Source organism: Spirillospora sp. NPDC048824 (genome assembly GCF_043198455.1).
Taxonomy (GTDB): Bacteria; Actinomycetota; Actinomycetes; order Streptosporangiales; family Streptosporangiaceae; genus Spirillospora.
Genome location: NZ_JBICUS010000002.1, coordinates 623,964 through 637,270, shown reverse-complemented (window position 1 = coordinate 637,270; position 13,307 = coordinate 623,964). Strand labels below are relative to the sequence as shown.

The 13,307-nt window shown below is 73.3% G+C and carries 10 protein-coding genes; 5 read left to right on the top strand and 5 right to left on the bottom strand.

The annotated features are described in order from the left end of the window. The first annotated feature begins 129 nt into the window (after positions 1 to 129). The 3 genes from ACGFIS_RS06265 to thpR all read left to right on the top strand — a co-directional run bounded on the left by ACGFIS_RS06265 (position 130) and on the right by thpR (position 2,934). Complete coding sequence (locus ACGFIS_RS06265; protein WP_392899679.1) at positions 130 to 600, top strand: MarR family transcriptional regulator; 471 nt, start codon at positions 130 to 132, stop codon at positions 598 to 600. A gap of 357 nt (positions 601 to 957) precedes the next feature. After that, positions 958 to 2,196 carry an MFS transporter gene (locus tag ACGFIS_RS06260; RefSeq protein ID WP_392901416.1) on the top strand — a complete coding sequence of 413 codons (1,239 nt, stop codon included), beginning with the start codon at positions 958 to 960 and terminating at the stop codon, positions 2,194 to 2,196. Positions 2,197 to 2,310: 114 nt separating this feature from the next. Next, positions 2,311 to 2,934 (top strand): RNA 2',3'-cyclic phosphodiesterase, encoded by a 624-nt coding sequence (thpR, locus tag ACGFIS_RS06255; RefSeq protein ID WP_392899681.1) that lies wholly within the window; start codon positions 2,311 to 2,313, stop codon positions 2,932 to 2,934. On the opposite strand, the gene ACGFIS_RS06250 is transcribed toward thpR, so the two are convergent. Both ACGFIS_RS06250 and ACGFIS_RS06245 read right to left on the bottom strand, forming a co-directional pair. Further along, complete coding sequence (locus ACGFIS_RS06250; protein ID WP_392969779.1) at positions 2,871 to 5,069, bottom strand: hypothetical protein; 2,199 nt, start codon at positions 5,067 to 5,069, stop codon at positions 2,871 to 2,873. The two genes, thpR and ACGFIS_RS06250, sit on opposite strands and share 64 nt — an antisense overlap. A gap of 100 nt (positions 5,070 to 5,169) precedes the next feature. Further along, positions 5,170 to 6,252: a hypothetical protein gene (locus ACGFIS_RS06245; RefSeq protein WP_392899685.1), complete on the bottom strand. Its 1,083-nt coding sequence runs from the start codon at positions 6,250 to 6,252 to the stop codon at positions 5,170 to 5,172. 247 nt (positions 6,253 to 6,499) lie between these two features. On the opposite strand from ACGFIS_RS06245, the gene ACGFIS_RS06240 reads away from it, so the two are divergent. Further along, a complete protein-coding gene (locus tag ACGFIS_RS06240; RefSeq protein WP_392899687.1) occupies positions 6,500 to 7,426 on the top strand; it encodes a hypothetical protein in 927 nt (308 codons plus the stop codon). A gap of 19 nt (positions 7,427 to 7,445) precedes the next feature. On the opposite strand, the gene serC is transcribed toward ACGFIS_RS06240, so the two are convergent. Both serC and ACGFIS_RS06230 read right to left on the bottom strand, forming a co-directional pair. Beyond that, complete coding sequence (gene serC, locus ACGFIS_RS06235; protein WP_392969776.1) at positions 7,446 to 8,582, bottom strand: phosphoserine transaminase; 1,137 nt, start codon at positions 8,580 to 8,582, stop codon at positions 7,446 to 7,448. A 10-nt stretch (positions 8,583 to 8,592) separates the two neighbouring features. Beyond that, positions 8,593 to 8,970, bottom strand: coding sequence for a hypothetical protein (locus ACGFIS_RS06230; protein ID WP_392899690.1), 378 nt, complete (start codon positions 8,968 to 8,970; stop codon positions 8,593 to 8,595). A gap of 180 nt (positions 8,971 to 9,150) precedes the next feature. On the opposite strand from ACGFIS_RS06230, the gene ACGFIS_RS06225 reads away from it, so the two are divergent. Further along, positions 9,151 to 12,036: an ABC transporter substrate-binding protein gene (locus ACGFIS_RS06225; protein WP_392969773.1), complete on the top strand. Its 2,886-nt coding sequence runs from the start codon at positions 9,151 to 9,153 to the stop codon at positions 12,034 to 12,036. A gap of 122 nt (positions 12,037 to 12,158) precedes the next feature. On the opposite strand, the gene ACGFIS_RS06220 is transcribed toward ACGFIS_RS06225, so the two are convergent. Next, complete coding sequence (locus ACGFIS_RS06220; RefSeq protein ID WP_392899694.1) at positions 12,159 to 13,265, bottom strand: citrate synthase 2; 1,107 nt, start codon at positions 13,263 to 13,265, stop codon at positions 12,159 to 12,161. Positions 13,266 to 13,307: the final 42 nt, after the last annotated feature.

Genomic DNA, 13,307 nt, shown 5'->3' with positions numbered 1-13,307 from the left:
TTCGGTAAGTTCGTCCATCAGCGTGCGGGCACCGGGTCCTTCCCCGGGGGGCGGCGACCGCGAGGGCGGTGGCCCCGGCCGTACCGGGGCGCGGCGTGGCAGCATGGGCAGCACGGGAGACCATTGACGATGACAACGCCACCGAGCCGCGGACGCGCGTCGTCCGCGCCGGCGCTCGCCGAGGAGCTGCGCATCTCGATCGCGCGGCTCTCGCGCAGGCTGCGCACGCTGCGCCCCGCTCCGGCCGGCGACGGCGCCCGGAGCCCGCTGTCGCTCACCCAGTTCGCCGCGCTCGCCGCGATCGAGCGGCACGGGTCGATGACGCCGCGTGAACTGGCCGACCACGAGAAGGTGCAGCCGCCGTCGATGACCCGGGTGATCGCCTACCTGGAGGAGCGAGGGCTCGTCGCTCGCCGGCCCCACCCGACGGACGGGCGGCAGGTTCAGCTGAACGCGACCGAGGAGGGCTCCGCGCTGCTGGCCGACGAGCGGCGCCGCAAGGAGGCGTGGCTGGCCAGGAGGCTCGGCGAGCTGACCGACGACGAGCGGGAGGCCCTCCGGCTGGCGGCCCCGATCATCGACAAGCTCAGCCGCTCCTGACCTCGCCGGCGCTGGACGGGCGCCGGTGGCCCGCGCGCCGACGGGGTTGCGGGGACGGGGTTTGCCGGAATGGCGGCGGGACAATTATCGTTAGCAGTGTTAATGACTCTCGCTGACGATGGACCCGGTGAACCCGGCCGCCCGGCCGGGCGCGTCGACGTCGCCGGACCGTTCCCGGACGCGGGCGAACCGGCCGCCGCCACGGTCGTGAAGAAGACCCCGAAGAAGAACGGAACGGTCGAAACCGCCGGCACCGCCCCCGGCGCGGACGACGATCCGGAAGAACCCGGCGAACCAGGCGAAGCCGAGCAGGACGACACCGAGCAGGACGAGGCCGCAGAACCGCGGTCCGGGGGCATGTTCCGTTCCCTGCGCAACCGCAACTACCGGTTGTTCGCGGCGGGCCAGGTCGTCTCCAACACCGGGACGTGGATGCAGCGGGTCGCGCAGGACTGGCTCGTCCTCGAACTCGCGCACGGCAGCGGCATCGCGCTCGGCATCACCACCGGCCTGCAGTTCCTGCCGATGCTGCTGTTCGGGCTGTGGGGCGGCGTCATCGCCGACCGCTACCCCAAGCGCCGCGTCCTGGTGCTCACGCAGGTGTCGATGGGCGTGCTCGCGCTCGTCCTCGGCCTGCTGGCGGTGACCGGCGCGGCGCAGGTGTGGCACGTGTACGTGCTCGCGTTCGGGCTCGGGCTCGCGACCGTCGTCGACAACCCGACCCGCCAGTCGTTCGTGGTCGAGATGGTCGGCCGGCGCGACCTGCCGAACGCGATCGCGCTGAACAGCGCCACCTTCAACGGCGCCCGCCTGCTCGGCCCCGCCGTCGCGGGCGTGCTGATCGCGGCGATCGGCACCGGGCCGGTGTTCCTGGTGAACGCGGCGTCGTTCGGCGCCGTCCTGCTCGGCCTCTACGCGATGCGGCCCGGCGAGCTGTACCCGGCGGCCCCGGTGAAGCGCGCCAAGGGGCAGCTCCGCGAGGGCCTGCGCTACGTGCGCGGACGCCGCGACCTGATGCTCGTCCTGATCTTCATCGGGTTCATCGCCATGTTCGGGATGAACTTCTCCACCACGGTGGCGCTGATCGCCAAGGAGGTCTTCCACACCGGTGCGTCGGCGTTCGGCCTCGCGTCCAGCATGCTCGCGCTCGGCGCGCTCAGCGGGGCGCTGCTGGCCGCGCGGCGGGTGGCCAGGCCGCGGCTGCGGCTGCTGGTGGGAATGGGCGTGCTGTTCGGTGCGCTGGAGATCGTCACCGGCCTGATGCCGACGTACTGGTCGTTCCTGGTGCTGCTGGTCCCGACAGGCATCGTGATGATGACGATCATGACGGCGGCCAACACGACCCTCCAGCTCAGCGTCGCGCCCGAGATGCGCGGCAGGGTGATGGGCCTCTACATGTTCGTGTTCCTCGGGACGAACCCGGTGGGGGCTCCCACGATCGGCTGGCTGGCCGAGCACTTCGGCGCCCGGACGGCCCTCGTCCTGGGCGGTCTGGTCTCCGCCCTCGCCGCGCTCGGCGTCGGCGTGCTCGCCGCGCGCGGGTCGATCCGCCCGGCGCTCGCCCGGATCCGGCCCCGCCGGGCCGCCGGAAGGTGACCGGGCCCACCGGACCCCGCCGGGCGCCGCGGTGCCGGCGGCGGGGCGGCCGGTCGGCGTGACAACGGGTGCCATCTGCTGAAATGCTGGACGGGTGGCCCCTCGGACGCTCCCATGAGGCTTTTTGTGGCGCTCGTTCCGCCACCGGACATCCTGGACGAGCTGGAGGAGGCCGTCGCGCCGCACGCCGGCGCGGTGCCCGAGCTGAAATGGGTCCGGCGCGAACTGCTGCACGTCACGCTGACCTTCCTCGGCGAGGTGGACGACCGCACCCTGGACCGGCTGCTCCCGAGGCTGGAGCGCGCCGTCGGACGGCATGAGCGGATGTCGCTGTCGCTGGCGGGAGCGGGCGCGTTCCCCGGCGGCGGGACGCACGCCCGCGTCCTGTGGACGGGCCTGTTCGGCGACCGCCGCCGGGCCGTGCGGCTGGCGGCGTCGACCACGGCCGCGGGCCGCCGCGTCGGGACGATGCCCGACAAGCACCGCACGTTCCGTCCCCACCTGACGTTGGCGCGGTCCAGAAAGCCGGTGGACGTGCGGCCCCTCCTGGAGGCGCTGTCGGCGTTCGCGGGCGCCCCGTGGACGGCCGACTCCGTCCATCTGATGCGCAGCCACCTGCCCGGCAAGGACTACAGCCAGGTGAGGTACGAGTCGCTGAAGACGTGGTCGCTGCGTCAGAGCTCGGGCGGCGGAGGCGCGGGACGGTCGGCGTCGGGCGGCCCCCAGGGGACGCCGTAGCGTTCGCAGGCGCGGCGCAGCTCGTCCAGGTCCGGCGGGAACGCGACCTGGCGCAGCACCCGCCCGGACGGCCCCCACACGACCAGGCGCGGCATCCGCTCGCGCGCCTCGTCGATGCCGATGCCGCCGATCCGGTCGCGGGCCAGGTCCCATTCGACCCTGCCGCGCCTGGTGACGACCGCGAGCCCGGCCGACGACACGCGAAGCTGCGAGCGGTTGCGGTCGTAGAGCCAGTAGCCGGCGAGCCCGATGACGAGGCCCGCGGGCACCGACCAGCTCGCCGTGGTGTTGAACCCGCCCAGCTCCGGGCCGAGCCAGACCGCACCCAGCAGTGCCACCGCCTGGCATAGCAGCACGCTCATCCCGTACGTGCCGAGACGGGAACGCCGGGTCGCGTCCAGCAGCGCGCCCGGTGCGGTGGCGGGGCCGGGCGGTGCGGGGACGGAGAACGTGAAGTCGGGCTCGTCGGCACGGTCCGGCCGGAGAGCCGCGCCCTCCTGCCCGGCGCTCTGCGCGGGCAGAGCCGCGGTCGCCGGTTCAGGCTCCGTCCCGGGTTCGGGGGTGGCGAACGTGGACACGGCCGAGTGGAACGCCGCGCTCAGGTACGCGTCGTACTCGGCGTCGTTCACCGGCAGCCCGGCGCGGCGGGCCGAGTCGCGCAGGTCGGTGCGGGAGATCCGCAGCGCCGACAGGGGGGCGGCGAAGAACTCGTCGCCGTCGGTGTCGTACAGCCGGACCCACGCGTGTCCCGCGATGGTCAGCAGCTCGATGCCGCCGATGCGGTCCTCGGGCATCTTCAGCACGACGTCGCCGGCGGCGTCCGCCCAGCCGAGCCCGCCGTCGGCGACGACGAGCCGGCCGCCCGGCACCTGCGCGAAGATCTCCGGCAGCCCCTCCAGCCCGTACTCGGGACGCCGCGGCGGCCGCGTCCCCGGCGTGATCACGCGGTAGCCGTGGTCGTCGAGGGCGTGCGCGAGCTGGAAGTCGTCCAGGCCGTGCGCGGGCAGCCGGGCGACGAGCTCCATCCGGTGCCCGAACGCGAGCGCGGCGAGGTCGGCGCGGCGCGGCTCGCCGCTGACCGGGTCGAGGCGCAGGCCCGGCCCGACGACGACCGCGGCGACGTCCCCGGCCGGCAGGTCCTGGGCCTCGCGGCGGCGGCCGGGCAGGGCCCGCACCAGCAGCCGCTCTGCGGTGATCGTCCACCGGACCCGGGCGGCCCGCAGCAGCCGGCGGCGCGCCGCGAGGACGCCCGCGATCGCGGCGAGCGTCCAGCAGCCGGCGGCGAGCCGGGCACCGAACTCGCCGGTCCCGTCCACCGCGATTCGGATGATCATGACGGCGCCGAGCAGGGCGGTCAGCGCGCCGAGGAGCACGATCCGGCGGCGGCTCGGCAGCGGCTCCGGCGTGTCGAGCCGCTGACCGTCGGCCCTGCCCTTGCCCGCCCTGTTCCTGCCGCGCGTGGACCCGCTTCCGGTGGCGGGCTCGCCGGACGGCTCAGCGGACGCCTGCAGGGACGCCTGAAGGGACGGCTCGTGGGCGGCGGCCAGGAGCGCCGCCTCCTGGTCCAGGAGGCGCTTCTCCGCCGCGTGGTCGCGTGGCAGGGCGCTTCCGCCCGGGGCGTCGTCGTCCAGCCCCGGGATGTGCAGGGCCTCGTCGAGCGCCGGATCGAGCAGATCGGTGGACTCGCCGTCCAGGACGTGCATGGGGATCCCCAGCCGGCGGGCCGTCACGAACACGGCGAGCGGTTCCAGGCCCATCGCGGTCATCCCGCCCACCGCGGTACGTCCGAACCGGTGGAACACCGTCAGCACGCCGTCGCCGGTCGTGATGGCCAGTGCGTCGATCCGGGACCGCTCGTAGGAGACCATGCTCAGCCCGCCCGGCCCGACCCGTTCGAGGCCGGCCGCCGACAGCCGCCAGAACGGCCGGGGACGCCTCCGCCGCGCCTCCGGGGCCGCACCGAGCATCCAGGGGACGGCGGCGACGGCGCCGATCAGCGCCGCCCACAGCCACACCGGCCGGATCGGCAGCAGTGCCAGCACCACCGCCAGGAGAGCGAACGGGCCGGCGGCGACGGGGCGCCACCGGCCATCAGGACCCGCGAGGCCCACCAGCTCATGCTCCACAGTCCGCATCCTCACACGGGTCCCCGTGGGACCGTCGCCTCCTTCCAGCATCCGGTCGCTCAGCGAAACCGACTTCCATCGTGCGGGTCAGGTCGGCCCATCGCTTCCGTCACTTGCCTCCCCACGGACCCCCGCGTCTGCGTATCAGCCCATAGCCGACGGCTCCGGCGATGGCGAGCGCGAGGAACAGTCCCATCCTCGGGCCGGAGGCGTCCCTGCGCCCGTCCTCGGCGTTGCCGGTCGTCTCCGCGTCCTTCGGCGCGGGGGACGGCGACGGCAGCGCGTCCTCCGGCAGCGGGACCTGGTAGACGGGCTGGTTCGTCCCTTCGGACCCCACCAGGATGGACCTGCCGTCGGGAGCGTAGGTCACCGACTCGCCCTGGCCCTGCATGGGCACGTCGATCGACGTCAGCGACTCGCCGGGGCCGCCGTCCGGCTTCACCGAGTAGAGGCGAGCGCCGAAGTAGGTGCGGATGACGCAGGTGCGGCCGTCCGGGGCGAACGCGCCGTCGGTCGCCATGGAGGGCGCGTCGGCGACCTTCCGCATCGTGTTGAACCCGCTCGTCCGCAGCTTCGCCGGGCCCTCGTACACCTTGCCGCCGAACAGCTTGCTGGCGATGTAGATCCGGTTGGTCCGCGGATTGATCATGAAGGTCTCGGCGTTGCGCGGCCCGTCCTCGTACTTGATCTTGAAGCTGGTGGCGCGCAGCGTCCGGGTGCGCAGCCGGGACGGCTCCGGGATCCGGTACACGGTCACATACGGCCATGCGCCGCCGAGATTGTCGCCGATGTCCGCGACGAAGATCGCCGGACGTCCGCGCCCGTCCTCGCCGACCGCGATGCCCTCCCAGTCGCGGGCGTTCGCGCCGCCGACCGTCAGCGTGGCCTCGACCCGTCCGTCCATGCCGAGCGCGTAGATCGTCGGGACGCCGCCCGAGTCGTTGTGGGTGTAGATCACGCCCTGATGCCGCCTGCTGGCCGCGAGGCCGCTGGACTCGGTGATCCGCTCATCTTTGATCTTGAAGAGCACCCGGTCGTCCGTGCCCGCGGCCGTCGCCTGCGCGCGGCCGGCCGGTGCGGCGGACACCGCGGCGGACGCGGCGGCGGACGGCAGGCAGACGAACGCGGCGGCGAGGCCGAGTGCGGCACCGCCGCGAGCCGCGCGGCGGCACGGGGACGGACGCACTGCCATGGCCTGATCATCCCCGTTCCGCGCCCCGTCGATCATATGACCCGCGCCGTCGTCGCGGCACCGCCGTCCTGCACCGCCGTCAGTTCAGCATCGCACCGACGACCACGGCCAGTACGAGCGCGGTCAGCACGGCGGGAAGCAGCCATCGGGGCGCGCGGTTCACCCTCCGAGCCTATTCGTCCCCACAGTGGAGTCGAACCGTCCGCCCATGATCTGCATCTCATCCAGCATGTGCGGATTGTTCGGGATGGTGCGTTCACCCTTCGCCACCGACGCGGGACCGGCGTCGGACGTGTTCGTCACGCTGGGGATGCTCGCAGAGGAACGCGGCACGGACTCGGCGGGGCTGGCGCTCCTCGGCGCCTGGCCGGGGCTCGGCGGCGGGCCGGGTGGCGGCGGCGTCGGCTGCCGCGTGCTGAAGGGCCGCGGGCGCTTCTCCGCGATCTGGCGGCCGGAGCTGATCTCCGAACTCGACCGCGCGCCGGTCGCGCTCGGGCACACCCGCTGGGCGACGCAGGGCTCGCCCGCCGAGCCGGGCAACGCCAGCCCGATGGTCGTCCCCGGCGCCGCGTCCATCGGCGGCGGCCCCGTCGCCGCCGGGGTGGTGGCCACGCACAACGGCGACATCGACGCCGGTGACCTGCGGTCGCGTTACGCGCTGCCGCCCGCGTCCGGGACGACCGACAGCGAGCCCGTCTTCCAGCTCCTCGCCGGCTGCGCGGACACGTCCGACGTGACCGGGGTCCTCGAATCGGTGGTCGGCCGGGCCGCGCTGGCCTGGGTCCACCGGGACCGCCCGACCGAGGTGCATCTGGCCCGTGCCGCGCTGAGCCCGCTGACCGTGGCCGTCGACTCCGAGCAGAACATCTACTGGGCGTCCAACCCGCGCTGGTTCCGCGAGGCGGAGAAGCACACGCGGGTGGAGTTCGCGACCATCGTCATGCTCCACGAGGGCACCTACCTGAAGGTCGGCATGGAGCGGCGCCCCGGACGCCGCGACCTGCCCGACGTGCTCGCGAGGGCCGGCTTCCTGCCGACGGCCCGGGACTCCGACATGGACGACCGCGTCTGGACGGGCTTCACCCGCGCCGACGAGGAATGCGACCGCGCCGGCCTCCGCCATCGCGTGGTGGCGCGGCCGGGCGGAACCGGCGGTCTGCCGGCCGCCGCCTGACCTTCTTGAGACGCTCGACCTAGAGACGCTCGACCACGTAGTCGATGCAGGCGGTCAGGGCCTCCACGTCATCGGGGTCGATCGCCGGGAACATGCCGATGCGCAACTGGTTGCGGCCGAGCTTGCGGTACGGCTCGGTGTCCACGATCCCGTTGGCGCGCAGCGCCTTGGCCACGGCCGCCGCGTCCACGTCGTCGTTGAAGTCGACCGTGCCGACCACCTGCGAACGCTGCGCCGGGTCGACGACGAACGGCGTCGTGTACGCCGTCTTCTCCGCCCACGTGTAGAGCCGCCGGGACGAGTCGGCCGTGCGGGACGTCGTCCACTCCAGGCCGCCCTGGCCGTTCATCCACTCGATCTGCTCGGCGAGCAGCAGCAGCGTCGCCACGGCCGGGGTGTTGTAGGTCTGGTCCTTGGCGGAGTTGTCCGCGGCCGTCTTCAGGTTCAGGGACTCCGGGACGTACCGGTCGGACATGGCGATCTCGTCGATCCGCTCCAGCGCCGCCGGGGACGCGAGCGCCAGCCACAGCCCGCCGTCCGCCGCGAAGCACTTCTGCGGCGCGAAGTAGTAGACGTCGGTCTCGGTCACGTCGACGGGCAGGCCGCCCGCGCCCGAGGTGGCGTCCACCAGCACGAGGCCCTCGCGCGCGGTCGTGCCCGCCGGGCGCCTGATCGGCATCGCGACGCCGGTCGAGGTCTCGTTGTGCGTGAGGGCGTAGACGTCGACGCCCTCCTCGGCGGACGCCTCCGGGTGCGTTCCGGGCGGGCCGCTGACGACGGTCGGGTCGCCCAGCCACGGCGCGCCCGTGGTGACCTTGGCGAACTTGCTGGAGAACTCACCGAACGTCAGGTGCTGCGACCGCTGCCGGACGAGGCCGAACGCGGCGGCGTCCCAGAAGGCGGTGGTGCCGCCGTTGCCGAGCAGGACCTCATGCCCCTCGGGGAGCGAGAACAGCTCGGCCAGGCCCGCACGGACCCGCCCGACCAGGGATTTGACGGGCTTCTGCCGGTGCGAGGTCCCCATGTACGTCGAGCCGGACCCGGCGAGCGCGGTGAGCTGCTCGGGACGGACCTTCGACGGGCCGCACCCGAAACGGCCGTCGGCGGGCTTCAGGTCGGCGGGAATGTCAATGGCTGGATTCGCGCTGTCGGTCACTCGAAGAAGGCTACTTCACCCGCCGTGCGGCCCAGGTAACCAGGGTCGCCAGCGCGATCGCGCAGATCCCGGCGATGACCGCGGGCGGGTAGATCCAGTCGTCGCCCTTCGAACGCGCCGCCACGGCCGTGCGGACGGAGTCGTAGGTCAGGAACGCCAGGAACAGGGCGGCCACCACGACGGCTACCCGTCCGGATACGGCGTTGGTGCGGCGGCGGCGCTCCTCGCGTTCCGCCTCATACCGCCGCAACTCCTCGCCCGCATCGGCCTCCGGCGCGCCGGACGCCGCAGTGTCGGAGGCCGCGGTGCCGGCCGCCGCGGCGCCGGACGCCGGGCCGATGTCGCCGTCGAGCGGCTCGTCGTCCGCACCGGCACGTTTGTCGCTCATGGCACCAATGATGACAAAGTGGCCAAGTTTCATTGTCGGTTGCGTGTTCATGGAAAAGTTTCGATCCTTTTCACGGTCCGCCGCGTCCAACTCGAAGGCGCGTCCAACTCGAAGGGCGCGGCGGGCGGGCCGGGGGGACGGCCGGAGAAGAGAGGCGAGCAGGGAAGCGAGGCGGGGCGCATGGCGGGCGACGGCGACCGGATCCTCAGCGAGGATCGGCTGCGAGGAGTGCTCGACCTGTACGAACGGCTGCGGGAGCGGCCGCCGTGGCGGTGGCGGGAGCGCCTGCGGCCGCTGCTGCTGCTCCTCGGCCCCGGCCGCGCCACCTCCCATGCCGCCGAGATGCTCAAGACGCGGTGCGAGGACGAGCGGGCCCCGGTGTCGCACATCGCCGCCGACACGCCCGCCACCGACGTCGCGGGCGTCCTGCGGGAGGCCAAGCGGGAGCTGTCGCAGCCCAGCAGCCGCGCCAGAGGCGAGCCGCCGCTGCGGTTCCCGCTGCTGGAGATGGCGCTGTGGCTGCGCGACCTGCGGGAGATCCGGGCGGCCGGGGACCGCCCGCCGCCGCGTGGCGCCTCGCCCGCCGAACGGGAGAACCACCAGCTCGTCCGGCGGCTGACGCGTCCACCGGTCGGGGACAACGAGAACGCCCGCCGCCGCGAGCTGAACCGGGTGATCCGCAGGCGCGGACGGGACGTCCTCCGCGACCTCGAGTCGCCGCGCGGCCGTCCCGCGACGTTCCTGGCCTTCCTGGAGCAGATCGCCCCGATCGGGATCGCGGTCGTGGCGCTGGTCAGTGCCGGGACGGCCGCGGCCCTCGACCTCGCGGCCGCCGTGCTCGCCGCCGTGATCGGGCTGGCGTTCGTGGCCGTGCAGATCCTCGCCAGGACGCGCGGCTGGTACGGGGTGCGCAGCTTCGGATGGTTCCTCCGCCAGCCCTACGTGGACCGCGACTCCACCGGGTTCCTCGGGTTCGCGCTCGGGGTGTTCGATCCGCGCCCCGTCGAGCCGGACGACCACGGCGAGCAGATCGACCTGCTGCTCGTCGCCGCGTTCCTGGAGGACCTGCGGCGCAACTACCGGCGCGACTACCGGCGGGCCGCGTGGGCGCGGGTCCGCTACCCGGTGCTGATCTTCGAGGGGTTGTCGGCCGGGCATCCCGGCGTGGCGTTCGTCGAGCTGGCCGAGCGGGTCCGCGCCGACGGCCAGGCCGACGACCGGTTCCCCGGCTTCGACCCGCTCATCGTCACGGCCGGCGTCGACCCGGCCGCGCCCGCCGACGACGGCCCGAACGCCCCGTCCGGGCCGAGGCTGGTCGACCGGATCGCGCAGGCGGTGCGCGTGGACGTGTCGGCGGGCGAGCCGCAGAGCGTCATCGGCGCGCGCGGCCTGTGGGACCGCTACACGCGCGAGCAGCGGCGCGTCGGCGCCCTCGGCTCGCGCCGGGAACTGCGCGTCGACATCACCCGCGACCCGGGCGGCGACCTCCCGCCCGTCCGGCCGGTGCGGCGACGCCCCCGGATCGCCCATCCCGCGCTGCCGTGGATCGCGATGGTCGCGGTCGCGGCGGCGTCCATCACGGTGATCTCCGTCCAGGTGGTGAAGTACTGCTCGCCGTTCGGCATCAGGCGGATGGCGAACGGCGAATGCGTCGGCATCACCGACGGATCCTTCCGTTTCGGCGAGGACTCCGGCGGCCGGAACAACGACAACCGGCTGAACCGCGTGCTCGACCGGATCGAGGACCTGAACGACCACGTCAAGGAGTCCGGCAAGCCGTATGCGACGGTCGTCTACCTCGGCCCGGTGACCGCCGACCCGTCGATCAAGAACCACCGGATCGACCTGCTCGCCGGGGTCCAGGGCGAGCTGATCGGGCTGGCGATCGCGCAGCAGCGGTTCAACGACGCCGCCGAGGGCGACGACCTGCGGCTGCGGGTGCTGATCGGCAACGCGGGTGCCAGGTTCCGCTACGCCGGGCACGTCGCCGAGCAGATCCGCGAGCGGGCGCTGGAGGACCGCTCCGTCGTCGCGGTGATCGGCTTCGAGCAGAGCCGCGGGCAGACGCAGGAGGCGATCAAGCTGCTGGCCAAGTCGGCGCTGCCGCTGGTCGGCACGGCCAACAGCTACGACGGGACGGCCCTGCTCGACGGCGACGCGGGCTACTCGCCGTACTACTTCCGGCTGGCGTCACCGAACCTGCGGACCGCCCGGCATGCCGCCTACTGGGCGCGTAACGGCCACATCGGCGGCACGAAGGTGGACGACGCGGTCGTCGTCTACAACGGTGACCCCGACGACCTTTACAGCGGGAACCTGGCCGCCGACTTCCAGGAGGCGTTCCGGCCGGGCGAGGTGCGCATGCGGCCGTACGGGAACCCCGGCGAGCTGGACAAGTCGGTACGTGAGGCGTGCCGGGAACAGCCCGACATGTTCTACTTCGCCGGCAGGTCGGACGAGTTCCGCTCGTTCATCAACGTGCTGGAGCTGTCCTGCCCGAAGCGGCCCCTGGTCATGGCCGACGACGAGATCGCCAAGTACGTCAGCGACAACGCCGCCGAGATCGGCCGCAAGGACACCTTCGACCTGTACTTCACGCCGCTGGCCGCGCGGGAGGCGTGGACGTGGCGGTGGATCGGCGACCAGGCGCCGCAGACGTTCTACTCCGACTACGACCCGGCCGTACGCGAGATGACGGACGAGAACAACGAGGGCCAGCGGCCGTCCATCACCCGCGCCGCCGTCGCCTACGACGCGGCCACCCTCGTCGCGACCGTGGCGAGCAAGGTGTACTGGCAGGAGAAGGCGCTGCCGTCGGCGGGGTCGGTGTTCGCGGCGCTGAACGACCCCGACCACGACGTCCTGCGGAACGGGGCGAGCGGCGTCATCCGGTTCAGCTCCCGCGGCACCGGCCACCGGGTGCTCGACAAGCCGGTGATCCTCGCGACGATCAACCCGGACGGGACGACGGAGGTCAAGCAGGTGTGCGGCCGCCTCATCGCGGGCGAGCAGGGCCAGGCCGCCTGCCCGCCCGGCGACGGGAACGGGCACGGCGCGTCGCGGTGAGCACCGTCGCGGTGAGCACCGTCGCGGTGAGCACCGGCGCGTCGCGGTGAGCACTGCACAAGGCCCCCGGCCGGATCGGCCGGGGGCCTCAAGGCACGTTCGGGGGCGGGGGGATCGGCCGTTCAGCCGGCCTTGAGGACCTTCGCCGCTCCGGTGACGTCGTTGATGTCGCGCGTTCCGGGGCCGGTGTACTTGGCGCTCGGCCGGACGAGGCGGCCGGTGCGCTTCTGCTCCAGGATGTGGGCCGCCCACCCGGCGGTGCGGCCGCAGGTGAACATCGCGGGCATCATCGCGGTCGGGACCTCGGCGAAGTCCAGGATGACCGCGGCCCAGAACTCCACGTTCGTCTCGATCGGGCGGTCCGGGCGGCGCTCGCGCAGCTCGGCGAGGGCGGCGTCCTCCAGCGCCTTCGCGGCCTCGAAGCGCGGCGCGTCCAGTTCCCTGGCGGTGCGGCGCAGCACCCGGGCGCGCGGGTCCTCGGCGCGGTAGACGCGGTGGCCGAAGCCCATCAGCCGGTCGCCGGAGTCGAGGATGTCGGCGACGACCTTCCGGGCGTCGCCGAGCTGCTCCACCTTCTCGATCATCGGCAGCACCCGGGCGGGGGCTCCGCCGTGCAGCGGGCCGGACATGGCGCCGATCGCGCCGGACACGCTGGCCGCCACGTCCGCGCCGGTGGAGGCGATCACCCGGGCGGTGAAGGTGGAGGCGTTCATGCCGTGCTCGGCGGCGGAGACCCAGTACGCGTCGATGGCCTGGATGTGCTTCGGGTCGGGCTCACCGCGCCAGCGCACCATGAACCGCTCGGTGATCGTCCCGGCGGCGTCGATCTTGTCCTGCGGGACCATCGGGACGCCGATGCCGCGCGCGGACTGGGCGACGAACGACAGCGCCGTCACCGACACCCGGGCGAGGTCGGCGCGGGCCTCCTCGTCGGTGATGTCGAGAAGCGGGCGCATCCCGTACGCGGGGGCGAGGGTGGGGAGCGCGCTCTGCACGTCCACCCGTACGTCGCCGGAGGTGACCGGCAGGACGTGGGGGTCGGCCGGGGCCAGGCCGGGGTCGAAGCTGTCGTCCACGAGCAGGCCCCAGGCGTCGCCGAAGGAGACGCGGCCGACGAGATCCTCGATGTCGACGCCCCGGTAGCGGAGGGCGCCGCCCTCCTTGTCCGGTTCGGCGATCTCGGTCTCGAAGGCCACGACCCCCTCGAGACCAGGTTTGAAGTCGGACATGTCGTCCTGCCTTTCGTCCCCATGAGTGATAAGGCGGTGCCG